This is a genomic window from Gemmatimonadota bacterium (assembly GCA_040388535.1).
GTDB lineage: Bacteria > Gemmatimonadota > Gemmatimonadetes > Gemmatimonadales > GWC2-71-9 > Palsa-1233.
The window spans coordinates 725,268-748,626 of sequence record JAZKBR010000001.1 but is presented as its reverse complement, the minus strand read 5'-3'; the positions used below and the strand labels follow the sequence as shown (position 1 = coordinate 748,626).

Annotated in this window: 22 protein-coding genes; 13 read left to right on the top strand and 9 right to left on the bottom strand. The window is 66.2% G+C overall.

Annotated features, from left to right (window positions below; genetic code table 11):
• Positions 1 to 47 precede the first annotated feature (47 nt).
• The gene (locus V4558_03450) at positions 48 to 1,106 is read right to left on the bottom strand and encodes a methylated-DNA--[protein]-cysteine S-methyltransferase (protein ID MES2304531.1); all 1,059 of its coding nucleotides are present in this window, start codon (positions 1,104 to 1,106) and stop codon (positions 48 to 50) included.
• Between the two features lie 139 nt (positions 1,107 to 1,245).
• Here V4558_03450 and V4558_03445 point away from each other — a divergent pair, with 139 nt between their 5' ends.
• Together V4558_03445 and V4558_03440 are read left to right on the top strand one after the other, a co-directional pair.
• A complete protein-coding gene (locus tag V4558_03445; protein MES2304530.1) occupies positions 1,246 to 1,491 on the top strand; it encodes a (4Fe-4S)-binding protein in 246 nt (81 codons plus the stop codon).
• Positions 1,481 to 1,957 (top strand): MgtC/SapB family protein, encoded by a 477-nt coding sequence (locus tag V4558_03440; protein MES2304529.1) that lies wholly within the window; start codon positions 1,481 to 1,483, stop codon positions 1,955 to 1,957. The genes V4558_03445 and V4558_03440 overlap by 11 nt, the downstream gene beginning before the upstream one ends.
• Here the strand turns inward: V4558_03440 and V4558_03435 are convergent.
• Entirely contained in the window at positions 1,944 to 2,402 is a 459-nt protein-coding gene (locus V4558_03435) for a hypothetical protein (GenBank protein MES2304528.1), read from the bottom strand. The genes V4558_03440 and V4558_03435 overlap by 14 nt on opposite strands.
• 28 nt (positions 2,403 to 2,430) lie before the next feature.
• Positions 2,431 to 3,024 carry a DUF937 domain-containing protein gene (locus V4558_03430; protein ID MES2304527.1) on the bottom strand — a complete coding sequence of 198 codons (594 nt, stop codon included), beginning with the start codon at positions 3,022 to 3,024 and terminating at the stop codon, positions 2,431 to 2,433.
• A 101-nt stretch (positions 3,025 to 3,125) separates the two neighbouring features.
• Between V4558_03430 and V4558_03425 the strand changes: the two genes are divergently transcribed.
• Positions 3,126 to 3,839: an HAD family hydrolase gene (locus V4558_03425; GenBank protein MES2304526.1), complete on the top strand. Its 714-nt coding sequence runs from the start codon at positions 3,126 to 3,128 to the stop codon at positions 3,837 to 3,839.
• Here V4558_03425 and nagB read toward each other — a convergent pair.
• Complete coding sequence (nagB, locus tag V4558_03420; protein ID MES2304525.1) at positions 3,824 to 5,677, bottom strand: glucosamine-6-phosphate deaminase; 1,854 nt, start codon at positions 5,675 to 5,677, stop codon at positions 3,824 to 3,826. The genes V4558_03425 and nagB overlap by 16 nt on opposite strands.
• A gap of 151 nt (positions 5,678 to 5,828) precedes the next feature.
• Between nagB and V4558_03415 the strand changes: the two genes are divergently transcribed.
• A complete protein-coding gene (locus V4558_03415; GenBank protein ID MES2304524.1) occupies positions 5,829 to 6,419 on the top strand; it encodes a DUF3761 domain-containing protein in 591 nt (196 codons plus the stop codon).
• A gap of 182 nt (positions 6,420 to 6,601) precedes the next feature.
• Here V4558_03415 and V4558_03410 read toward each other — a convergent pair whose 3' ends face one another.
• Entirely contained in the window at positions 6,602 to 7,471 is an 870-nt protein-coding gene (locus V4558_03410) for an SPFH domain-containing protein (GenBank protein MES2304523.1), read from the bottom strand.
• Positions 7,461 to 7,718 carry a hypothetical protein gene (locus V4558_03405; protein MES2304522.1) on the bottom strand — a complete coding sequence of 86 codons (258 nt, stop codon included), beginning with the start codon at positions 7,716 to 7,718 and terminating at the stop codon, positions 7,461 to 7,463. The genes V4558_03410 and V4558_03405 overlap by 11 nt, the downstream gene beginning before the upstream one ends.
• A 9-nt stretch (positions 7,719 to 7,727) precedes the next feature.
• On the opposite strand from V4558_03405, the gene V4558_03400 reads away from it, so the two are divergent.
• Together V4558_03400 and V4558_03395 are read left to right on the top strand one after the other, a co-directional pair.
• The gene (locus V4558_03400; GenBank protein ID MES2304521.1) at positions 7,728 to 8,780 is read left to right on the top strand and encodes a VanZ family protein; all 1,053 of its coding nucleotides are present in this window, start codon (positions 7,728 to 7,730) and stop codon (positions 8,778 to 8,780) included.
• Entirely contained in the window at positions 8,777 to 10,510 is a 1,734-nt protein-coding gene (locus V4558_03395) for a hypothetical protein (GenBank protein ID MES2304520.1), read from the top strand. The genes V4558_03400 and V4558_03395 overlap by 4 nt, the downstream gene beginning before the upstream one ends.
• Here V4558_03395 and V4558_03390 read toward each other — a convergent pair whose 3' ends face one another.
• A complete protein-coding gene (locus tag V4558_03390; GenBank protein ID MES2304519.1) occupies positions 10,511 to 11,473 on the bottom strand; it encodes an FAD:protein FMN transferase in 963 nt (320 codons plus the stop codon).
• A 5-nt stretch (positions 11,474 to 11,478) separates the two neighbouring features.
• Here V4558_03390 and V4558_03385 point away from each other — a divergent pair, with 5 nt between their 5' ends.
• Complete coding sequence (locus tag V4558_03385) at positions 11,479 to 12,297, top strand: SUMF1/EgtB/PvdO family nonheme iron enzyme (protein ID MES2304518.1); 819 nt, start codon at positions 11,479 to 11,481, stop codon at positions 12,295 to 12,297.
• Positions 12,294 to 13,589 carry a Gfo/Idh/MocA family oxidoreductase gene (locus V4558_03380; GenBank protein ID MES2304517.1) on the top strand — a complete coding sequence of 432 codons (1,296 nt, stop codon included), beginning with the start codon at positions 12,294 to 12,296 and terminating at the stop codon, positions 13,587 to 13,589. Before V4558_03385 ends, V4558_03380 begins: the two co-directional genes overlap by 4 nt.
• 150 nt (positions 13,590 to 13,739) lie before the next feature.
• Here the strand turns inward: V4558_03380 and V4558_03375 are convergent, their stop codons facing one another.
• A complete protein-coding gene (locus V4558_03375; protein ID MES2304516.1) occupies positions 13,740 to 15,032 on the bottom strand; it encodes a threonine/serine exporter family protein in 1,293 nt (430 codons plus the stop codon).
• A gap of 40 nt (positions 15,033 to 15,072) precedes the next feature.
• Here V4558_03375 and V4558_03370 point away from each other — a divergent pair, with 40 nt between their 5' ends.
• Entirely contained in the window at positions 15,073 to 16,494 is a 1,422-nt protein-coding gene (locus V4558_03370; protein ID MES2304515.1) for a M48 family metalloprotease, read from the top strand.
• Positions 16,494 to 18,341 (top strand): asparagine synthase (glutamine-hydrolyzing), encoded by a 1,848-nt coding sequence (gene asnB, locus V4558_03365; protein ID MES2304514.1) that lies wholly within the window; start codon positions 16,494 to 16,496, stop codon positions 18,339 to 18,341. The genes V4558_03370 and asnB overlap by 1 nt, the downstream gene beginning before the upstream one ends.
• 6 nt (positions 18,342 to 18,347) lie before the next feature.
• On the opposite strand, the gene V4558_03360 is transcribed toward asnB, so the two are convergent.
• Entirely contained in the window at positions 18,348 to 19,625 is a 1,278-nt protein-coding gene (locus V4558_03360; GenBank protein ID MES2304513.1) for a VWA domain-containing protein, read from the bottom strand.
• Between the two features lie 78 nt (positions 19,626 to 19,703).
• Between V4558_03360 and V4558_03355 the strand changes: the two genes are divergently transcribed.
• The 3 genes from V4558_03355 to V4558_03345 all read left to right on the top strand — a co-directional run bounded on the left by V4558_03355 (position 19,704) and on the right by V4558_03345 (position 23,323).
• A complete protein-coding gene (locus V4558_03355) occupies positions 19,704 to 20,969 on the top strand; it encodes an MFS transporter (GenBank protein MES2304512.1) in 1,266 nt (421 codons plus the stop codon).
• The gene (locus V4558_03350) at positions 20,970 to 21,578 is read left to right on the top strand and encodes a cytidylate kinase-like family protein (protein ID MES2304511.1); all 609 of its coding nucleotides are present in this window, start codon (positions 20,970 to 20,972) and stop codon (positions 21,576 to 21,578) included. It abuts the gene before it with no gap.
• Positions 21,579 to 21,763: 185 nt separating this feature from the next.
• Positions 21,764 to 23,323 carry a serine/threonine-protein kinase gene (locus V4558_03345; protein MES2304510.1) on the top strand — a complete coding sequence of 520 codons (1,560 nt, stop codon included), beginning with the start codon at positions 21,764 to 21,766 and terminating at the stop codon, positions 23,321 to 23,323.
• Positions 23,324 to 23,359: the final 36 nt, after the last annotated feature.

Here is a 23,359-nt window from a genome sequence, read left to right as displayed (position 1 = left end):
GACCATCCACTACCTGCATCTGTCATCCGTCATCCGTCATCTGTCTGTCATCCCTTCGGCCTCACCCCTTCAATCTCCAGCAGCCGCACCTTCCGCCACAGCCCGCCACCGTAGCCGCCGAGGCGTCCGTCGGCGTTGACGACGCGATGACAGGGAATCACGATCGCCAGCCGATTGCGACCATTGGCGCTCCCCACAGCGCGCACCGCCTTGGGGTTGTCGACCGCGCGCGCGATATCGGCGTAGGAGCGGGTCTCGCCATAGGGGATTTGCTGCAGCTGTGCCCAGACGCCGAGTTCGAAGGGCGCGCCGCGCACCACGAGCGGCACCGAGAACTCCTGGCGGGAGCCGGCGAAGTATTCCTCGAGTTCGCGTTGCAGCTGTTCGAGATGCGGGTGATGCCCCGCGACAATCGGCCCGTTGAACCATTTGCGAAGGCGCGGCGCCTGCTGCTCGAGCCGGTCGATGTCGCCGAACTCCAGCAGGCAGACTCCATCGTCGACGGCAGCCGCGACGAGCGAGCCGAGCGGCGACTGGAACGAGACCGCCACCACCGGTTCACCGCCGCGTGCGCGGCCTGGGGGGGCACCCACGAGGCGACCGAAGGCTTCGCGGAAGCCGCTATGTGATTCGTACCCCGACTCGATGATGACGCGATCGAGCGAGTCTCCCTGCTTCAGGCGTCGTTGCGCGTTGGCCACTTTCTGTCCCCGTGCCCAGGCGTGAAAGGTGATGCCGTGATGACGGCGGAAGTGTCGTCGAATGCGAACCGGATCGAGCCCAGCGCTGGTGAGATCGGCATCCGTGATCCGGTCGTCGCGACTCGCGGCCATCAGTTCGGTGAGGCGGGGCATCCATTCCGGTTCGGCCGCGCCGAGCTCTGGTCGGCACCGCAGGCACGGCCGGAACCCGGCCGCGCAGGCCTGGTCGAGTGACGCAAAGAATTCCACGTGCTCCGGCTTCGCACGCCGTGACGGACAGACCGGTCGGCAAGCGATCCCCGTGGTGCTCACGGCGAAGACGAAGAGGCCGTCCCAGGCAGGGTCACGCTCGGTGACGGCGCGGAGCAGGGTCTTGCGGGGTGGCAGCGAGATCGCGGTGGTCATGGATGCAGTGTACCGGGGCGGTCGGGACGACGCCACCGACAGTTGGACATCGAATCTCCGGCCTTGCCGTGGCGGGCGGGGGTGGGGATTCTTGTGGGGCAGCCCCAGCGACCCGCCCCTGCACGTGGAGTCGAGCCGAATGATTGAAAAACCCCTTCAGGTATACGAAACGCCGAATATCCGGGTCACCTTCGACCCGAATATCTGTCAACATTCCGGCGTGTGCCTGCGGACGCTGCCACCGGTGTTCGATGTGACCCGGCCACGCTGGGTGCGACCCGAACTCGCAGATCCTGCGGCAGTGCTTGCCGCAGTGGCGAAATGTCCTTCGGGCGCCCTCAAGGCGCAGCTGGTCACCGGAGTACATCGCGGCATTGACCGGTAATTCGCCGGTGCCAATGCCGGGAGATGATATCGCGTTGCGGCTGGGTGCTGCGGCCCTGGTAGGTTCACTGCTCGGACTCAATCGCGAGCTCAAGCACAAACCCGCTGGCCTGCGGACCCTCGCGCTCGTGGGGCTCGGGGCTTCGGTCGCCGCGATTGCGAGCGTGGAGCTTGGCGGAGGAGGACCCGACGCGGTCTCACGCATCGCGCAGGGCGTGATGACGGGAATCGGCTTTCTCGGCGCCGGCGTCATTCTCCGTCGGGATGACGAGGGGGCGATCACTGGTCTGACCACCGCGGCGTCGATCTGGGTGACGGCGGTGCTGGGGCTAGCGTGCGGGCTGGGGCAGTGGCGGCTGGCGATGGTGGGCGTCGCCTTTGCGCTGGGGATCCTGGTGCTGGGCGGTGCGGTGGAGGGGCTCCTCCACCGCTGGGTCCATCGTCACTCGCGTGCTAGTGTACCGTGATCTCCTTGATGCCCTGGGAAGCGGAGCCGAGGAACGTCTCGACCTGATAGAGGCCGGGCGCCCACGCCCTGGCCTGCGCGAACCGTAGCGAGACGATCGAGAAGCCGGTCGAATCGGGGGCGGTCAGCTTGACGCCGAGCGAGTCGATCATCTGCGTGCCTTTCCGCAGGCGGCCACTCACCTCATCGCCATCCTTGGTGAACTGCGCACGAATCGAAACGACGATCGTGTCGCCCGCTGCGAATTTGTCGGTGGTGCCGCCGGTGAGCCGGCCGGTCGAATCGATCTGCCGGCCGATGTCGAAGCCCACCACATGCGGAGTCTTGGGGACCACCGGGGCGGCCGCGAGCAGGCTGTCGGCAGCAGCTTCGGGAGAATCCGTCTTGCCGCAGGCGGCGAGCGCGGCGAGGAGTGCCAGTGAGAAGAGACGTGAGCGCGTGTGCATGGGAAGTCGAATTCCTGAGGTCAGTGGGTCAAGAGGGTTTGCGAAAGAGTCCGCCGACCATGCCGGCGATGTCGTCGAGGGCCGAGCCATCCTGGTTCCGATCGAGCAGTCGCATCATCCCCTGCATCAGCCCGGGCGCGTTCGCGGTGATCGCCGCCCCTTCGCGGTTGAGGGTTTGCTGGAGGCCGTCGGCATCGAGCCCGCCCTGATTCTTGACGCGGCCGAGCGCGCCCATCACCAGCGGCGCGAGCATGGAGAGTAGCTGGCCCATCCCCTGACCGCCGATTCCAGTCGCCTGGCCGAGCCCATCCTGCACCTGTCCCTGACGGTCGCCGAAGATGTGGCCGAGAATCCCGCTCCCAGCGGCTCCGCCGCCCGAGCTGAGCAGGTCGCCGATGTCGTCGAGTACCGAACCGTCGTGGTCCTTGTCGAGTGCGGCGAGCAGCGAGGATGCACCTTCGCCATTCTGCGCGTTGCGAGCGAGACCGCCCAGGAGCACGGGAAGGGCACTCTCCACGGCCTGCCGAGCCTGGGTCTCATCGACTCCGAGCTTGGCGGCGATGCTCGCGAGCGCGCCAGGACGATCGAGCTCAGCCATCACCGTTCCGAGAACTTCGCTCATCTCCCACCGCCTTCCTGCTTCGGGGTAAGTTGATCCGCTGCTGCCGGGGAAGCTATCGTGTCCGCCAGAGGAGCGCCAATGCGCCAGAACAGGGAGCCTGCGTGACAATTCGGCTGGTAGTCTTCGACCTGTCCGGGACGACGGTGCATGATGGTGGCGGGGTCGTCCGGCGGAACTTGCGAGAGGTCCTCGCTGGCGCGGGTCTGGAACTGCGCGAGGGCGCACTCGAGGGCGTGGCTGGGCTTCCCAAGCGCACGGCCATCCGGACCCTGCTCGAGGGCCACGGTCGCGATGAACTTCTCGACCGGGTCGAATCATTGCACGCCGACTTCGCGGCGCGGATGCGACGCTGGTATCGCGATGATCCCGCCGTTCGCGAAGTGACTGGCGCCACCGACACCTTCCGGGCATTGCGTGCCGCCGGGATCCGGGTCGCGATCGCCACTGGTTTCACCCGCGATGTGCTCGACGTCGTGCTCGCGCGGATGGGGTGGGTCGGACCCGATTCACCGGTAAATACCACCGTTGCAAGTGATGAGGTGAAACGCGCGCGACCCTGGCCGGATGCGATCGAATTGCTGCGGAAGGGGGCCGGTGATCTTCCTGCAGCCGCTGTCGCGAAGGTCGGCGACACTGCCGCCGATCTGCAGGAAGGGACGATGGCGCGATGTGGTCTGGTGGTCGGCGTCCTCAGCGGCGGACACGCGCGTGAGGTGCTCGAGGCACAGCCACACGACCAGCTCATCGCCAGCATCGCCGACCTGCCAGCACTGCTCGAACAGCTGCACCTGCTCCCCGCTCAGGCGACGACGTAGGCCTCCATCGCGAAGTACTCGGCCAGGCCGAGTCGATCGACGATCGCCGCGGTTTCCTTGTTGCGACTCTCCACGCGCTGCCAGAATTCCCGCTCATCGGCACCAGGAAATGGTGCCGAGTCCTTCTGGGTCTGATGCTTGAAGATCGCCTGGATCTTGAGGCGCAATTCTTCCTGTGCCAGCGGCACCAGCCATGTGGCTTCGGTGATCGGCCATTCCTGCCACGCGCCGCGATAGAGCCAGACGTCGGGTCGACCGACCGCACCAGGATAGAGTTCCGCGAGGGCGAGGTCGATGGCGTCCTTGCAGAGGCGATGGGTGCCGTGCGGGTCGGAGAGATCGCCTGCCACGAGCAGCAGGTCGGGACGCTCCGACTCGAGCAGGGCGCGCACCACCGCGACATCCGCCGGACCGACCGGGTCCTTCTTCACCTTGCCGGTGCGATAGAACGGCAGGTTGAGGAAACGGGCGTTCTCGCGATGCAGCCCGATCGTCTCGATGCCACTCACGGCCTCGGCCTCGCGAATGATCCGCTTGAGGTCGAGCACTTCGGGGATATCGACTTCTCCTGGCGCCTTGGCGGCGAGGAATTTCCGGACTCGCGCTGCCAGCGTATCGACATTGCGACGACCAAGATGTTCGTCCGCCGCGAGGCGCTCGAGCACATCGACATAGCGGAGCACGTCGTGATCGAAGACGGCAATATTGCCGCTCGTCATGTAGGCAACGACGATGTGGTTCTCATTGAGGGTGAGCTTGCGCAGGATGCCGCCGGCGGAGATGACGTCATCGTCGGGGTGCGGTGAGAAACAGATCACCTTCTGCTGACGCGGAAGCTTCGATCGGCCACGGATCTTCGCGCCGAGGGCGTTGAAGACCAGTCCGTTCACCACGCCCGGTGCGCCGTAGAGCGACAGAAGCGATGCGAGGTGGTGCTCGATGTAGTCGCTCTCGGTGAGCTTGAGGATCGCGCGGCCCACGCTGCGCGAAAGCCATGTCACGGCGCGAATCGCAAGCTCGGTGGTCCAGGCCACTTCGTCCACAAGCCACGGCGTCGCGATGCGAGTCAGTTCGGCGGCGGCCGCACTGTCGCAGTAGACCGTGACGCTCTGGTGCCGTTGCAGGAAGGTCGCCGCCACCTGATGGTCGATCTCACCCTCGATGGCGCGGCGCAGAATGGTTGCCTTGTGCTCGCCGGTCGCGAGGAGGCAGATCTCGCGCGCCTCGAGAATGGAGGCGACACCCATCGTGATCGCCTCGCGCGGCACGTTCTGCTCCCCGAAGAAATCGGCGGCGGCGTCGCGACGGGTGAGCGTGTCGAGCGTGATGAGCCGAGTGCGCGAGTCGGCGCCCGAGCCCGGTTCGTTGAAGCCGATATGGCCGGTCTTGCCGATGCCGAGCAGCTGGAGATCAATGCCGCCGGCGGCCCGAATCGCAGTCTCGTAGGCGGCGCAGGCATCGGCCACCTGATCACGCGACCCTTCGCCCGGCGGAAGGTGGGTGCGGGCCGGGTCGAGATCGACCAGGTCGAAGAGATGCTCGCGCATGAAACGGTGGTAGCTGTGAATCGAGTCTGGCGACATCGGCCAGTATTCGTCGAGGTTGAAGGTCGTCACACCCCGAAACGACAGCCCTTCATCGCGGTGCATCCGGACCAGTTCGTGGTACACCCCGACGGGGGTGGAGCCGGTGGCAAGGCCGAGGACGCAGGGGAGCCCGGAGGCGGTTCGCTCGCGGATAAGGGCGGCGATCCGCTCTGCCACCGCGCGAGCGAGGTCGTCGGGTTGGGCAAAGATGTCGACCCGCAGGCGCTCCAGGCGCCGGGCGTCGGTTTTCATGGTTTGCTCGTGTCGAGGTTGGCGTCGGAAAGTAACCCGCCGCCATTGACGGGTTCGCCTTTCGGGGTGTACGTCCTTAGGGCGGAGGTTCGTCCCCCGCGACGCTCCGCCCCGTTTCCTCGCCCTGGAGAATCCCGTGTCGCATTCCCGAATGTCCGCCCTTGTGCTCGGCCTCTTTCTCGCCGCAGCACCCCTTGCCGCTCAGGCGACTGCCGGTGCCACCGGCAAGTGCGGTGACGGCACCAGCACCAGCGCCAAGAGCAAGAGCGGCGCCTGCTCGAATCATGGTGGTGTGAAAGAGTGGTACGGTCCCGCGGCTACTGCGGCGGCGACGCCACCCAAGGCGACACCATCGCCTCGCAGTTCGGCGCCTGCAACCCCGGCGGCGAGAATGGCACCGACGACCGCTGCGGCGAACGCGACTGGCCGCTGCGCGGACGGCACGACCACGGCCGCGAAGAGCAAGAGCGGCGCGTGCTCGAATCATGGTGGTGTGAAGGAATGGTTCGGTGCGGCCACTGCAGCGCCGGCGCCGACCCCGGCTCCGCCGCGGGCGACGCCATCGTCCCGCGCCGCGCCAACGGCCGCGCCCCAGGTGCCGACCCGGGCAATTCCCGGATCACCGGCTGGCGCCAGCGCCCTCTGCAACGATGGGACCTATTCGCAGAGCCAGCACCGTAGCGGCAGCTGCTCGAGTCATGGTGGCGTGAAGCAGTGGCTCAAGGAGATTCCGCCGAGCTGATATCGGGCTCTCCTCGATCGCTTTCGGCAGCGCTGCGCCCGGACTCGCGCAGCGCTCGCCGAAGCAGGAATTCGATCTGGGCATTGAGCGAGCGCAAGTCGTCCGCCGCCCACCGCTGCATCGCGGTGTGAAGCCCTGGGTCGAGGCGGAGGAGAAGCGACTTGCGCTCGCTCACATCAGACTCAGGTGTAGAGCGAACCGGTGTTCACCACCGGCTGCATCGGCTGTTCGGCGCAGAGCGTGACCAGCAGGTTCGACACCATCGCCGCCTTGCGCTCCTCGTCCAGCTTCACCATCCCCTTCTCGTCAATCAGCTTGAGCGCCATGTCGACCATCGATACGGCACCTTCGACGATCAACGTCCGCGCCGCAATGATGGCACTCGCCTGCTGACGTCGAAGCATCGCGTTGGCGATTTCCGGCGCATACGCCAGGTGCGCCAGCCGCGCCTCGAGCACTTTCATCCCGGCCTTCGACAACCGCGCCTGGACTTCGCTGGCGAGTTGGTCGGAGATGTCGGCGGCATTGTGACTCAGCGACCGGACTTCGTCGCTGTTGGAGTCATACGGGTATTGCGTCGCGAGTGATCGCACGGCCGACTCGCTCTGGACCCGGACGTAGTCCTCGTAGTTGTCGACCTCGAACAGCGCCTCGGCCGAATCGACGACCTGCCACACGACAATCGCCCCGATCTCGATCGGGTTGGAACCGTTGTCGTTCACCTTGAGCTTGGCGGTCTCGAAGTTCCGGACCCGGAGCGAGATCGCCTGCTTCTTGTAGAAGGGGTTGGCCCACCAGAGGCCCGACGTCTTCACCGACCCGACATAGGTGCCGAACAGCGTCAGCACTCGTGCCTGATTCGGCTGCACCGAGAAGATGCCGCCCTGGATGATCATCAGCAGCACGAAGGCGATCATCGCGGGAATGATGATGGCGGGATTCTGGCTCTCGGCCCCGGTGAAGAAGGTGTAGCCAACGGCGGCATACCCGGCGAGGAGGGCGACCTGCACCACCAGACCGTTGACCGCATTCCGTTCGATTTCACGTACCATGGAACCCTTCCAGTAGAAGTGATATCACAATCATATCGTCAAGGTATCTTGCTGTCCAGTGGCTGACCGTGCGGGAGTCCTCCTGCGCCCGGACCGGCCGATTTCCTCGTAGCTTTCCCGGATCACCGACCTCCTCGCCTTCCGCACCGGCCGCCGTCTGGGCCTCCTCCTCACCGGCTACCTCGCGCTGGTCGTCGGCGCCATCACGCTCGCGCCGTTCCAGTTCCAGGTTCCGGCGGTCTTCCACGCCTCGTGGATGGTGCTGGATACCGGCTGGCTGAGCGATCTGCTGCTGAACATCGTCCTCTTCCTGCCGTTCGGCTTCATTGCCCGGCGCATTCCGGCCCTCTCGCGCGGGAGCACCATCGTGGTGCTGCTCGCGGGGTTGTTGCTGAGCGGCTCGATTGAAACGGCGCAGCTCTTCCTGGCGCCGCGTTACTCGACCGCAAGTGACCTGGCCGCCAACGGGCTCGGTGCCTGGAGCGGTGCTTTCCTCTCCGACCTGGTGGGTCGCAGACTCGGCGAGGGGCGCACGCTGATCGGGCGGCTGCTGCTCGACCTGCCGCTGATGGGGTTTGTCTACCTGCTGGTTCCGCTGATGTGGCTCGACGGGCTGGCCACCGGTGGCTCACCGGACCGGCTCTGGGCGCTGGTGCCGCTGGTGAGTGCTGGTGCACTCGCCCTCGCGGCGGTCGCGGCGAGTGATAGCACCGGTCAGGCGGAGCTCGAAGGACGCGAGCACGTGTTCTCTGCCGGGCTCGGCGTCGCGGCGATCTTCTGGTACCTGCTCGGGGCGATTCCAGCAATGCGTGCAGCTCCCACCGCCGTCCTGACCGGCGCGCTACTGGTGGTGCTGGTCACCTTCGCGGCACGGCTCCTTTGGCGCGGCGCCGTACGACACGATCGTCGACTTGAGCCCCAGGTCGTCCGGCTGTTGCTGCCGCTCGTCGTGCTCTACCTGACGGCACTCGCGCGGAGTGGTGGTGAGCTCTATCACGCCGGGAGTGGCGAGATCGCCCGCGTCACCATCCTCCGCTGGCTCGAGCGCGGCGCCGGCTTCACACTGCTGGGGTATCTCGTCGCCGAATGGCGTGGTCGTCGTGAAGAACTGCTGCCGCGCACGATGCTCGCACCGATGCTGGTCGCCGCCCTCCTCTTCGCTGTGCTGACGCGGTTCAACGAGGCGCCACGTGACGTCGCGGCCCTCGTCGTCACACTCGCGGCCACCGCCTTCGGTGCGCTCCTCTATGCATTCCAGCGGGCGCACATCCTCGCGTTGCTCGGTCGAGCGGAGGCAGCTGGAGAGTGAAGCCGGGTACCCCCCTCCTTGCCGCCCTCGCGCTTCTGGCGGCCTGCAGCAGTGACGCAGTTGCACCGACGCCTCCAGCTACCACCCCGGTCACTGAAATCGCCGCCATCCGCAACGGCCCGACGAACGTCTCGCTGCTTGCAGCGTGGGCCGCGTCGGCGACACGTCTCTGGGTCGGCGGACAGGCCGGTGTGATCCTGTCGTGGGATGGCACTTCCTGGCGTTCGGAATCGATCGAGACCGGCGAAACGATTACCGGAATCTGGGGCGCCGACACCACCGACCTGCTCGCCGTCGGGAGTGCGGGCAACCTCTTTCATCGAGTTGGCACCGCCTGGGAAGGCGAGCCCTTGCTGCCGGGGGTAACCTGGCTCGATGTCTGGGGACTCGATCGCGATCGCGTCTGGGCCGTCGGGAATGGCGGCGCCATCATGCGCCGGACGAATGGACGCTGGGCGCTGATGCCGACGCCGCTACCCGCCGAGATCTGGGGGATCTGGGGCACCAGCGAAGATGCTCTCGTGGCCGTTGGCCAGGGCGGTGTCATTCTCGAATGCTGCACCACAGGGTCGTGGCGTGCGGTGGCTTCACCTACGACCGAGGGACTCTTTGCGGTCGCCGGCGACGGCGCCGGACGAATCGTGGCAGTGGGGCGAGCCGGGACCATCGTGGTGCGCGAGAACAATATCTGGCGAAAGGTGCCGTCACCCACCGGCCTGACACTCTTCGCCGTGTGGAGTGATGGAGCGGGCCGCTTCTACGCTGCTGGTGACGGCGGGCGATTGCTGTCGGGCGACGGAGTGACCTGGAGCATCGTTCCCACGGCATCGCCGCGTGAAAACCTGCGAGCGATCACCGGCGCGGGTGGCCGGCGCTTCGCTGCGGGATGGTTCGGCACGGTGCTCGATGATCGCGCGGGCTGGCGGCCGACACTCGAAGGTGGCGTGCTCTACGCGGTTCACGCGCCGGCGGATGGTCGCGCGCTCGCCGTGGGGCAAGGTGGTCTCGCCTACGCCCGCAACAGTGCCGGTATCTGGGAAGCAGCGTCGTTGCCGACCACGGCATCGCTCTATGGCATCGCGGGACCTTCCTCGAGTGCGCGTCTCGTCGTGGGAGATAGCGGTACCATCTTGCGGTTCGATGGGCTCAACTGGCAACGCGAAGCGTCGCCCTATTCCGGGCTGCTTCGTTCGGTGTGGTGGGCTCCCGATGGTCGCGCGATGATCGTAGGTGCCGAAGGCACCGCGCTGGCATATGAAGGCGGCGCGTGGCGGAAGCTCGGTACCCCGACCACGAACTTCCTTCGGCACGTCTGGGGTACCAGCTGGAACGACGTCTGGGCCGTCGGCGACAGTGGCACGGCTTTGCACTTCGATGGAGGACGCTGGCAGCGCGTCACGGTGCCGAGCAACGCCCTCCTTCGCGGCGTGTGGAGTCGCTCGTCGCGCGATGTCTGGATTGTCGGCGAAGATGGCACGGTATTGCACTGGACTGGCAACGAGTGGCTGGTGCTGCCACCCCCCTTCGTGGACGCAGTGCGTGCGGTGCGCGGAGTGGCGGAGCACACCTACATCGTGGGAGCGCACGGTGAGGCGTTCCGTTGGACCAATAACGGCTGGGTCCTGATGGATTCAGGATTGCCGGTCCTGCTCGTGGGGCTCGACGCGTCTCCCGGGCTCCCCTTCGTTGCGGTGGGGGAACTCGCCACCATCGTCGAAGGGCGGATGTAGTCACGGCATCGGTGAGTCGCTGACGAAGAGCTCGATCGCGCCAAGCGCCCGTGCCACGTTGCTGCCACGCTTGGCCCCGAGCACAGTGATCATGGTGGAGAGCGCGTCAGACATCACGCCGAATCGATGAATCACCGTGGCCTGGGTGGGCGCGGTGAGCGCGCGACCAGTTCGCGGATCGATAACGTGCGAGTAGCGCACTCCCCCGACATCGAGGTGTTGCGCGCTCGGGCCCGAGGTGCCGACGGCAACACCTGCCAGCACGATCGTGCTGTCCCCTCGGGGCGTCGATACTGCAACGCGCCACCCCGACTCACCCGGTGGGGCGTCGCCGAGGACAACGTCACCCCCCGCATCGAGCATCACGCTGGCGAACCCGAGGTGGCGCAGCACCGTGCGGGCACTGTCGAGGATGAATCCCTTGGCGATGCCACCGAAGTCGAGGTCCATTCCGGGCCGGTCGAGCTTGATGGCCTGTCGGTGAGGGTCAAGATGGACTCGCCGCCATCCCACGGAAGCTCGCGCCCGCGCGATGGCACGGTCGTCGGGGACGGCACCGCGAGCGCGCGCTTCGCGCCACAGCGCCACCAGCGGTCCGACGGTCGGGTCGAAGGCTCCGCCACTTGCCCTCGCCACGGCGAGGGAGCGCGCCGTGACCTGATAGAGCGGGCCGCTCACCGGCAGCCAGACGCCGTGACGTGCAGCGAGTCGGCAGACCTCGCTGGTGGGGCGCCAGTCGGAGAGGATCTGCTCCAGCGCGGCGATCGTTGCGTAGGCGTCCCGTGCGGCGGCGTCGGCATTGGGGCGGTCGGCAGTGGCCAGCACTAACCGGACCTCGACGCCGAGGTGCAGTTGCCGATACTCCTGCCGTGGCCCCTGTGCAATTGCAGGGAGTGGGTGCAACTTGAGGAACATCGCGGCGGTGGCCACGATGCGTCGAACCTTCCATCGTCCCGATCGCATATCCCATGAAAGTATCCCGACACACGCGCGCCCTGCTGGTGACGAGCCTCCTGGTCGCGATCGCTAGGACCGCGTCGGCACAGGGCGCTGAGCGCTTCGTGCCGTACACGGACACGATTCCCGGCGCCTTGCTGTCGTTTGTCATGCTGCCCGTGCCGGCCGGCACGATCACGATGAACACGGCCACGGGGCCAGTGAAGATCAACGTCCCGGCATTCTGGATGGCCAAGACCGAGATCACCTGGGACATCTACGACATCTTCGCCTTCCGGCTCGATGTCGCGCGCGAGGAGCGGCCCAAGATTGACATCTCTGCGCGGCCCTCGCGCCCCTATGGCGCTCCCGACAAGGGCTACGGCCACGCCGGCTTCCCCGCAATCGGGATGACGGCAACGGCAGCCGAGGCCTTTGCGCGCTGGATTTCGCAGAAGACCGGCCACACCTATCGCATCGCGACCGACGCCGAGTGGACCCACGCGGCAGAGCTCGCCTTCGGCACGGCGCCGCTGAGCAAGCAGCGGCTCGATGCCACTGCGTGGACCCGCGAGAATGCCGAGGGACAGACGCACGCCGTCGGGCAGAAGCTCAATGACCGGATCGGTGTGGAGGATCTCTTCGGTAATGTGGCAGAGTGGGTCACCACGGCCGACAGCAGTTTTGCGGTGCGCGGCGGCAGCTATCGTGATCCGGCCGCGCAGATCACGACCGCATCGAGTGTCCGGCAGGATCCGACCTGGAACCAGACTGATCCGCAGATTCCCAAGAGTCGCTGGTGGTTGTCCGATGCCCCCTTTACCGGTATTCGCCTCGTGAGGGTCCCGTGAGTGTAGATCGTCGAACGTTTGTGCAGGTCACTGGCGCTGCCGCGGCAGCGCTCAGACTTCCGCGTCGCGCCTTCGGTGTGGGCCGGCCCGACGCCGACCCGATTCGCATCGGGGTGATCGGCTGTGGTGGTCGCGGTACCGGCGCGGTGCGTGACGCGCTGATGGCCAGTGAAAACGTCTCGCTGGTCGCGATGGGCGACCTCTTCCCCGATCACCTCGCGAGTGCGCGCGAACAGTTCGCGAAGATCGCAACCACCGATGCCGGATTTGCGGCGAAGTACCGGGTGACTCCCGAGCACTCGTTCACCGGGCTTGATGCGTTCCGTCAGGTCCTGGCGAGCGACATCGACCTCGTGATCCTCGCGACACCGCCCGCCTTTCGCGCCGACCATCTCGCGGCGGCCGTCGCGGCCGGGAAGCACGTCTTCATGGAGAAGCCGGTGGCGGTCGATGTCGTCGGCGCCCTCTCCGTGATTGCCTCGGGCGAGGCCGCCAGGGCGAAGGGGCTCGCCGTGGTGTGCGGCACCCAGCGTCGTCACGATCCGCGCTACATCGAAACCATCAGCCGGATTCACGATGGCCAGATCGGCGACCTCATTGCCGGCTCGGTGTACTGGAATCAGGGCGGGCTCTGGAATTTTCCGCGCAAGCCGGAGTGGAGCGACGCCGAGTGGCAGCTGCGCAACTGGCTCTACTTCACCTGGCTCAGCGGCGATCACATCGTCGAACAGCACGTGCACAATCTCGATGTGGCCAACTGGGTGATGGGCGCGGTGCCGGTGCGGGCGATGGGTGTCGGGGGTCGCCAGGCCCGCACCTCACCGGACTACGGCCACATCTTCGACCACTTCGCGATCGAGTACGAATACCCTGGTGGTGTGCGCATCAACTCGATGTGCCGGCAGCAGGACGGCACCGCATCGAATGTCGGCGAGCGCTTCGTCGGCAGCAAGGGAACCTCCAACGGCTACGATCGGATCGAAGGAAAGAAGGCGTGGAAGTGGAGTACCGCCGGCAACATCCTCCCCTATGTCGAGGAGCACCGCGACCTCGTCGCCAGCATCCGCTCCGGCAAGCCGCTCAACGAGGCGCGCCGCATCGCCGAGAGCACGCTGACGGCGATCATGGGCCGCGAGGCCGCCTACACCGGACAGGTCATCACCTGGGAGAAGTTGCTGCAGACGCCGCAGAGCATCCGTCCACCACTCGCGTCACTTGGCACCTTGGCGACGCCGCCGGTGCCGGTGCCCGGACAGACGGTGTTGATGCGGGGGTTCAATAGCGGGTGGTAGAGACTAGAGACTAGAGACTAGAGATTAGAGACTAGAGAAATCGGTGTCATTCTGAGGGCAGCTCCTTCGACTTCGCGACCTTCGGTCGCTACGCTCAGGATGACAGGTTCAATTCTCTAGTCTCTAGTCGCTAGTCTCTAGTCTCTCTGTTCACGTCATCAGCTTCCGGCGGGGCGAGACGATGTTGGCAATGAGGGTGCCCGCCACTAGCGAGACGGCGATGAGCACCATCCGAAAGGCACCATCGACCCCTGACGTCGTCTTGCTGTCAACAAACGACGTCAGTGCCCGGAGGCCGACGCTTCCGGGCACCAGGAGCAGGAGCCCGGGGACCATGGTGATCTGTGCCGGTCGATCAGTGACTCGCGCATACCAGTTGCTGAAGAAGCCCGCCACCAGTGCGCCGCCAAAGGCGCCGAGTTCGGGGCCTAGCGTCCGCTGACCGTAGAACGCCCCCGCAAACGAGAGTACTCCCGCCAGCACGATCCATCCCGCGTCGCGCAGCTCTGCCTTGAGCAACACCACGAAGGCGAGCGGTGAGATCAGCAGCGAGAGGTAGAGGGTCCAGTCGGGGAGAGGCTCAATGGCGGCCGACGGAATCGTGCCGAAGGCGAGGGTCGCGATCCGGGTACCCAGCGCGATACCGAAGGCGATCCCCATCAGCAGGACCAGCGCTCCCATGAAGCGAGCCGTCCCCGAGGCGAGGTGGCGGGTCGAGAGTTCCGTCATCGCGGTGGTCAGCATCAGCCCTGGAATCAGGACGATCACACCAGCCAGTGTGGCGAGGAAGACCGACATCGGCAGCCCTGCGGCGGCCAGTGACGCGGCGAGGAACGAAGCGGCGAGCGCAGCGATCGGCTCGAAGACCCGACCAAGACTGCTCACGCGACCCGCAAGGATCGCAAGGAGCCCGATCACCAGTCCGATCGCGAGCCCGGCCAGCATCTCGTGCCAGCCACCGCCAAGAAAGCGTGCCGAACTGCCGGAGATGACGGCGAAGGCAGTCGTGCTGAGCCAGGTCGGGTAGCGCGGCGGCACGGTTTCGAGCTGTTCGAGCCGCGTCGCTCCCTCGAGCGGAGTGAGTACGCCGTTGAGGACCTCGCGGGTGACCTCATCCGCCTGCGCGAGCTGGCCGAGGTTCGATTCGCCCGGCTCGACCCGGATCAGGAAGGTCCGCTGGTCGTCCTGGGGCCCGAACGATGCCATGATCGACGTCGGCGTCGAGAAGAACTGGCCGCGCAGCCCCAGCTGGTCGCTAGCGAGCTCGAGGGCCTCCTCGAGCCGGTGAGCGGCATAGCCGGCGGTATGCAGGGAATGGCCCAGCCGCAGCACGAAGGCGATGCGGTGATCGGCAGGAGGGGGGCTCCCGGGGAGGGGGAGGCCCGCCGCCGGGGTCCATCCGGTCCACGCGCTGCGTGTCGGTTGCTCTGGCGAGTTCGTCATCTGGATCACTATGATACGCTCATCTCTCACCCACAGGCCAATGCGAAACTTCATCGTGGGTTCCGTCCTCCTCGTCGCCGCGTGCGCTACCAACCCCGTCACAGGCAAGAGTCAGCTCTCCCTCGTCTCCGAAGCACAGGAGATCGAGATGGGGCGCGCCGAAGTGACTCGTGCCCGACAGGAGAGTGGTTTCATCGCCGACGCGACGCTGGAGCAGTACGTCGCCGGCATCGGCAAGCAGATGGCCGCGGCGTCCGAACGACCCGCGCTGCCGTGGGAGTTCCACGTCATCGATGACCCGATGGTGAACGCCTTCGCGGCGCCTGGCGGGTTCATCTTCATCACCCGCGGCATCCTGACCTATCTCAATTCCGAAGCCGAGCTGGCTGCCGTGGTGGGTCACGAGATCGGACACGTCACCGCCAAACACACCGTCGCGATGCTCTCGCAGCAGCAGCTCGCCCAGGTCGGGTTGATGGCCGGCGCGATCGCCGCGCCGAAGGTCGCCGGTGGTGTGGCCGGACAGCTCGCCGGGACTGCCGCGTCACTCTACTTCCTCAAGTTCTCGCGCAATGACGAAAGCCAGGCCGACCAGCTCGGTCATCGGTATTCGCTCAAGCAGCTGTACGACGTGCGCGAAATGCCAAACACCTTCCGCACCCTCGAGCGGCTCAGCGCCGTGAGCGGGGGGAATGGCATGCCGAACTTCCTCTCGACCCACCCTGATCCGGGCTCGCGCGTGCAGAAGACGCAGGCGTGGGCCGACACCGTGAGCAATCCGTCGCGATTGCACTCCGATCGCGATCGGTTCCTCACCCGCATCGATGGCCTGCTCTTCGGCGAAGATCCGGAACAGGGATATTTCGAGAACGGTCGCTTCCTGCATCCGGGCCTGAAGTTCCAGTTCATGGTGCCGCAGGGCTGGCAGACGTCGAACACGCTCGCCCAGGTCGCCATGGCCGAGCCCAACGGCACGGCGCAGGTCTCCTTGTCGGGGGCACAGCAGAGCACGGTGGATGCGGCCGCGCAGGCGTTTCTGGCGCAGCAGGGGCTGACCTCACCCGGCGCCCAGCGCACCACGGTCAATGGCGTGCCGGCCGTCACCGCGGATTTCACCGCGGCGACTCAGGACGGCCAGCAACTGCGGGGCAGCGTGCTCTTCCTGCAGCACAACGGTCAGGTCTTCCAGTTCCTCGGCCTCGCGCTCGCCTCGAGCTGGGGGCAGCAGGGCGGTGCGATCACTCAGGTGCTCCGGTCATTCGGGCCCACGTCTGCCAGCCAGCAGTTCCAGCAGCGCAAGTACCTCCGGATCGTGACGCTTCCTCGCGCGACGCCGGTGGCAACACTGGCACAACAGAGCAACGGCGCCGTCTCGGCGCAGACGCTCGCGATCATCAACGGGGTTCCTGATGGGGCGAGCCTCCCGGCCGGGAAGCGCGTGAAGACGGTCGTCTACCGCTAGTGTGTGGCATTGCGGGGTTCTGGCAACGAGATGGGCGCGCTGCCGACCCCGCACTGCTGGAGCGGATGTGTCACGCCATCCGGCATCGCGGTCCCGATGATGCCGGCCGGTGGCTAGAGGGCGGACTCGCCCTCGGCCATCTTCGCCTCAGCATCATCGATCTCTCCCCTGCCGGCCATCAGCCGATGGCCAATGCCGATGGTTCCTTGCGGATCGTCTTCAACGGCGAGATCTACAACTACCTCGAGCTCGGCCGGGAACTCGAGGGGCGCGGCTACATCTTCCGCAGCAAGAGCGACACTGAGGTCATCCTCCACGCGTGGCATGCTTGGGGTGCCGATGCGATTCACCGGTTTCGCGGGATGTGGGCCTTCGCGCTGTGGGACGCCCGGCGGCAACAACTCGAACTGGTGCGCGACCGCTACGGCATCAAGCCATGCTATCACGCGACCGTCGGCTCCACCTTCGGGTTCGGCTCCGAGCTGAAGGCGCTGCTGCCGCTCTTGCCGCTGCGCACGCCTGATGTCTCGACCCTCGCGTCACTCGCGATTTACCAGATGCGCACCGACCTGCACGCGACGACCCTGCGCGAGGTGAAGCAGTTGCCTCCTGGCTGCCGGCTCACCGTGCGCGCCGAGAGCGTCACCGAAACCCAGTGGCTCGACGATGCGGCCGAGATGGCGGCAGCGCCGAAAGATGACTCCCCGGCGACGTTGCGGCGGTTGCTCGATGCGAGTGTTGATCTGCATTTGCGCAGTGATGTCCCGGTGGGGGCCTGCCTGAGCGGTGGCATCGATTCGAGTGCGCTCGTCGCGATCGCCGCGCCGAAACTTCCCTACTCACTGCATACCTTCTCGGTAGTGTATCCCGGCACCGAGCTCGATGAGCGCCGGTTCGTGCAGGACGTGCTGCAGCGTTACCCCACGGTAATCCATCACGAACACGAGCCCGACGGATCGGATGCGCTCGATGTATTGCGGCAGACGGTGTGGCACTTCGAGGAGCCGGTGTGGGGTGAGGCCGTGTACAGCTGGTGGCACGTGATGCAACTGGTCGCGGCGCACGGAATCAAGGTGGTCATCAATGGCCAGGGAGCCGATGAGTTGTTCGGCGGATACCCCTATTACTACCCCTCCTACCTGCGACAACTTTTCCGCTCCGGGCAGTGGCGCCTCGGAGCCGCCGAGCTTCGGGCCGAGGCGACCCACCAGTCGCTGTCTGAGGCGCGCATGGCGCGCAGTCTGCTCGGGCCGGTGTGGCCCGGATGGGCGCGCCGCGGGGCGCGCGTCTTCGGCAAGGCGCGGAGCTGGAACACCGATTCGCTCGGGCCGCTGCTGCGCGACTCGGCGCACGATGTTGACGGGGCCGTGGTGCGCCGCGGCTTCTGGAGCCTCGAGAGCCACCTGCGCAGCGACTTTCACGTCACCCGCCTGCCGATGCTCCTTCAGGCCGAGGATCGTTTCTCGATGGCGTTCGGCATCGAAAGCCGGGTGCCCTACATCACGATGTCGATGGTGTCCTACGCGCGAAACCTGCCGGCGTCGGCCAAGCTCTCCGGGGGCGTGACCAAGCGGATCCTCCGCGAGGCTGTTCGCGACGCGCTACCGGCCTCCGTGGTCGATCGGACCGACAAGAAGGGGTATGCCACGCCAGTACGAGCATGGTTCCGCGGTCCGCAGGGCGACGCGATTGGCGATATGCTCCATTCGCGCAGCGTGGACGATCTCGGGTTGCTCAATGCGGGCGTCGTCCGGCAGCACTTCGACGCCTTCCGACGCGGCCAGCCGATGAAGGAGCTGTGGCGGCTCCTGACGGTGCAGGAGTGGGGCGAGCGCTTTCTTTCGTGAAGCGCTTCAGGCGACGCGGCGACTCTTCCCCTTGAGAAAATCCATCAGCAGGAACTGCCCCAGCGTCATCGGATTGGCGAAGTAGGCCTTGCCGCGGCAGATCTGCGAGACCTGCTTGACGAAATCCACGAGTGCCCGGTCGCGCGCGAGCATGAAAGTATTGATAAGGATGCCGCTGCGCCGGCAGGCAGCCACCTCGGCGAAGGTCGCCTTGAGGATGCTCGGGTCGAGCCCCATCGAATTCACATAGATCCGTCCATCAGGCAACGTGATTGCTGACGGTTTGCCGTCGGTGATCATCACGATCTGCTTCATCTCCTGCTTCTGGCCGGCCAGCAGGCGCCGGGCGAGCGCGAGCCCGCCAGCGGTGTTGGTGTGCCACGGCCCGACCTTCACATTCGCGAGCGCCGAGACAGGAATCTCTTCGGCGGAATCGTGGAAGAGCACCACCCGGATCGAATCGCCGGGGTACTGGGTGCGAATCAGGTGGGTCAGTGCCAGCGCGACCCGCTTGGCGGGGGTGAAGCGATCTTCGCCGTAGAGGATCATCGAATGGGAGCAGTCGAGCATCAGCACCGTGGCCGCCGATGATCGATACTCCGACTGCACCACCATCAGGTCGCGGTAGTCGAGCGGAATCGGCACACCGAGACCATGTCGCGCGATGGCCGATGCGAGCGTCGCGGGAACATCGAGGTTGAGCACGTCGCCGAACTCGTAGGGGCGGCTCGCTGCTTCGGCCTCGTTGCTGGTCGCCAGGTGAGTCGTCTCGTGCGCCCCGATTGCGGATTTCCCCAGGGCGCCGAGCAGTTCCTTGAGCGTCTTGTAGCCGAGGAAGTCGGCTCCTTTTTCGGTCACATCGAATCGCACGGTGCGCGCAGCGGCGCGCGCTTCGCCGCCCGGCAGACCCGTGTCGGGGACGCGCTCCGGGGTGCCCTCGAGTTTGAGATACCCTTCGTCCACGAGGCGCTGAATGATCCGGTCAAGCATCTCGGCGAGATCCTGCTCGACCTGCGCATCCTTCGCCGCATCGCCGCTAGACTCGCCGCGGAGCGCCCGGAGCATCTCGGGAGTGAGTTGCCCTGATTCCATCAGCGCCTTGAGAATTGCCTGGCGCAGGTCAGCCGTGTTGCGCTCACCCTCGCCCTCCGCAGAATCGCCCCACCAGGGTGTGCCATCGAATCCTGACTGCAACAGGAAATCGCCGAGATCATCGAGCAGCGATTGCAGGTTGACCTGATCGGCCATGCCGGCCAGGTACCGGGAGTAGGTGGTGTAGCGCATCCATGGATGGTACCCCACGGGACGGGGAGGTTCAATGCGCGTCCCCACCACTCCTTCGGTTGGGGTTAGCTTGGAACAATGCCCTCCCCGGCCACCTCCCTGATCGATCGTGCGCTTGAGCCGCTGCGAGAGATCAGCCGTGGCGTCTATCACGGGCCGGCCCGGGCGCTTCGGCACATCGATTTCCGCCGCTTCCTCACGGGCCAGGGGATCTCGCTGATCGGCACCTGGATGCAGTCGATTGCCCAGGGGTGGCTGGTCCTCGAACTGACCCATTCCGCTTTCGCCGTGGGCGTGACCACCACGCTCGCGACGCTGCCGATCCTCTTTCTGACCCTCTACGGCGGCGTCGTCGCCGACCGGGTCGACAAGCGTCGCTTTGTGATGCTACTGCAAACGGTGATGCTGTTCGAAGCAGCCGCGCTCGCGGGGCTCACGCTCACTGGCCATGTCACGGTCCAGTGGATCTGGGGGCTCGCGGTGCTCTTCGGACTGGCGACGGCGTTCGAGGTTCCCGCCCGGCAGGCCTTCCTCGTGGAGCTGGTCCCGCCCGAAGATCTGATTTCAGCAGCGGCGATCAACAGCACGACCTACAACCTCGCCCGTGTCATCGGTCCGGCGATCGCCGGCGTGGTTGTCGCGACGGCCGGGCCCGGAGCCGCGTTCGCCGTGAATGCGCTCAGCTACGTGGCCGTCCTGATCGGCCTCTCCCGGATCACGACCCCGCACCTGCCGCGCCCTGCCATCGAGCGTCCTTCGGTATTCACCGGACTGCGCTTCATCCAGTCGCGGCCGACACTGGCGGCATTGTCGTGGCAGATGATGTTGCTCACCGTCTTCGCGGGTTCCTTCGTCCCGATGCTCTCGGTGTACGCCCGTAACGCGCTGCACGTCGGCTCTCGGGGCTATGGCGCGCTCACGGCGGCGGTCGGCGTCGGGGCGGCGATCGGTGCGATCGCCATGGGCGCGCTCGGCAACCGGATTTCGCGGCTGCGCACCTCGGTGATCGCCTCCTTCACGCTCGCGACCGCGACGATGCTGCTGGCGGTGATCCGCTCGCCCTGGCCGGCACTGCTGGCGCTCGCGCTGGCCGGCGCCGCGATGGCCGGACAAGGGATCGCGACCGCCACCGAGCTGCAGCTCGCGGCGCCGTCGGAACTGCGGGGCCGGGTGATGGCGGTCTATTCGTTCGTGGTGCTCGGACTTGCGCCGCTGGGGGCGTTCCAGTCGGGGTTCATCGCCGAGCACTTCGGCGTCGCCTGGAGTTTCCTGCTCAATGCATTGATCGGATTTGTCGGCACGTTCCTGCTGCGCAAGCAACTGTGGGTGGCCAGGGAGGCATGAATGCTGATCACCATTTCGCGTGAGTTCGGTGCGGGTGGCTCGACCCTCGCTCGCCTCGTCTCCGATCGCCTCGGCTGGCGAGTCGTCGACAATCAACTGGTCGAGGAAGTCGCCGCGCGCGCGGGAATGACGCCCGCTGAGGTGCGCGAAAAGGAGGAGCGCGGGCCGACCTTCGCCGAACGCGTGGCGCGGGCGCTCACCGTGGCGACGCCGGAACTACTCACACCGACTGCCGTCGAACTCCCCGAAGCGGAGGAGGCTCGGCTGGTGCGGATCACCGAGCAGGTCGTGGCCGAGGCCGCCGTCGATCACGCGGTCCTGGTGGGGCGTGCCGCCTCCGCCGTCATCGGCAAGCGCGAGGACACCCTCCACGTCAAGCTGGTCGCGTCACTCGGCTACCGGGTGGGTGTGATTGCGGCCCGCGATGCGACCACCCGTGAGGAAGCGGAGAAGCGAGTGCGCGACACCGATGCTCACCGATCGCGTTACCATCGCCAGTACTACAATCGCGACTGGACTGACCCGCGCAGCTACCACCTGACGCTGAATACCGAGTGGCTCGGGTTGCCTCGGTGTGCGGGGATTGTCGTCGCAGCGGTAGGCGCCTAAGCGCGCCCCGGCGTCCCGCACGACCCCAGCGGCGACCCGCTGGGCAGCCGACAACCCCACAAATAACGGCCAACTAACGCAGTTGGACTAGGCTCTACCTTAGGTCCCCACCCGGGTTTGGTCCCAGGGTGGGTAGCGTTGGTGCTCCCCCTGTGCAGCCCTTCGTGAGGCCTCCCAGCAGCAGCATGGACACTTCACCCGTCCCCGCGGTTCGAGCTCGCCTGCGCAATCAGGTGCAGCAGGCCTTAAGTGGCAGATACCAGATCATCCGTGAACTCGGCTTCGGGGGGATGGCCGTCGTCTATCTGGCGGAGAACCTGGACTTTCAACGGCTGGTCGCGATCAAGGTCATGCGCCCCGAGAAGGGGTATGAAGACGGGATGGCCGAGCGGTTCCGCACTGAGGCCGTCGCGGTGGCCCAGCTCCGCCATCCTCACATCATTGGTGTCCACGCGCGTGGAGAGGATGGCGACATCCTCTGGTTCGAGATGGACTTCGTTCCTGGCGAATCGCTCGAAACGCTCCTGCAGCAAGGCCCGCTCGACGAATCCCGCGTGGCACGATACCTCGCACAGGCCGCTGATGCCCTGGCGTTCGCGCACGCACAGGGCGTGATCCATCGTGATATCAAGCCCTCGAACCTGCTGATTGATGCATCCACCGACTACCTGGTGATCACCGACTTCGGAATTGCGAAGATTGTTGGCAAGACGTCACTCACCGAGACGGGGATGACGGTCGGTACACTCGGATACATGAGTCCGGAGCAGCTCGCAGCCGATCGTTCGCTGACTGCCACGGCCGACCAGTATTCGCTTGGGGTCGTGGCCTACGAATGCATCACGGGGGCGCGGCCGTTTCCCGGTGATTCGCCAGGTGAGCTGGTCGCGGCACAGGTGACGCGCCCACCCCCATCGGTGACGGAAATGGACCCGGCATGCCCTCGCGACCTCGCCATGCTCATCCACCGCATGATGGCGCTTGATCCGGAGGAGCGGTGGCCTGATCTGTCGATCGTCAAAATCGCAGCGACAGAAATTGCCTCGACGGGCGAGGCGCCCTCCCTTCGCAAGCTGCCGCCGGCACCACGTCGATCACGTCAGCAGCGGGCCCCGAGGCGTATCGCCGGGCTTGTTTCGGTACTGGTCATGATCGGCTCCACCCTTGTGGCGATTCCCTCCGCACGAGCAAGGATCCTGACCGCTATCGGCGTCAGCTCGACGCCAGCGGAGTCCAGCATCGGCAACGCCCTGCAGCCGCAGCTCCAGAGCGAACCGCTGACGATTCCGCCGCCGGCGCCAGCACCGGTCACCGCGCCCGACACGGCAGCGCATCGTTCGCCTCCTCTTTCGCTCGTCGCGCGTGACCGGGAGAAACCTGGTCGCGATCCTGCCACGACGAAATCGCGCGTGCCCGCGCCCGCGCAGGACATGGCAGAACACCGTGAGTCACCTCAGGCGACTGCATCGAAGCAGGACTCACTTGGGGGACCCCCACGTCCTCCTGTCGCAACCACAGCGACGCTCTCGATCATGTCCGCCTTGCCTGGAACCTTCGTATACGTGAACGGCTCCACCCAGCCCATCAGCATTTCCGGTGCGTTCGTCGATCTCGTGGTACCCGCTGGGACCGTGACGCTCCGCGTGAGCAGCAATCAACCGGGCTGCACCAGCCGGACCGATCAGCTCGTGCTGCTTCCCGGCGAGACCCGGCGCGTGCGCCGCAATGCGGAGTGCCCGCCCTGACGTGAATTGGTGGCTCGTTGCGTACGACCCTCTCAC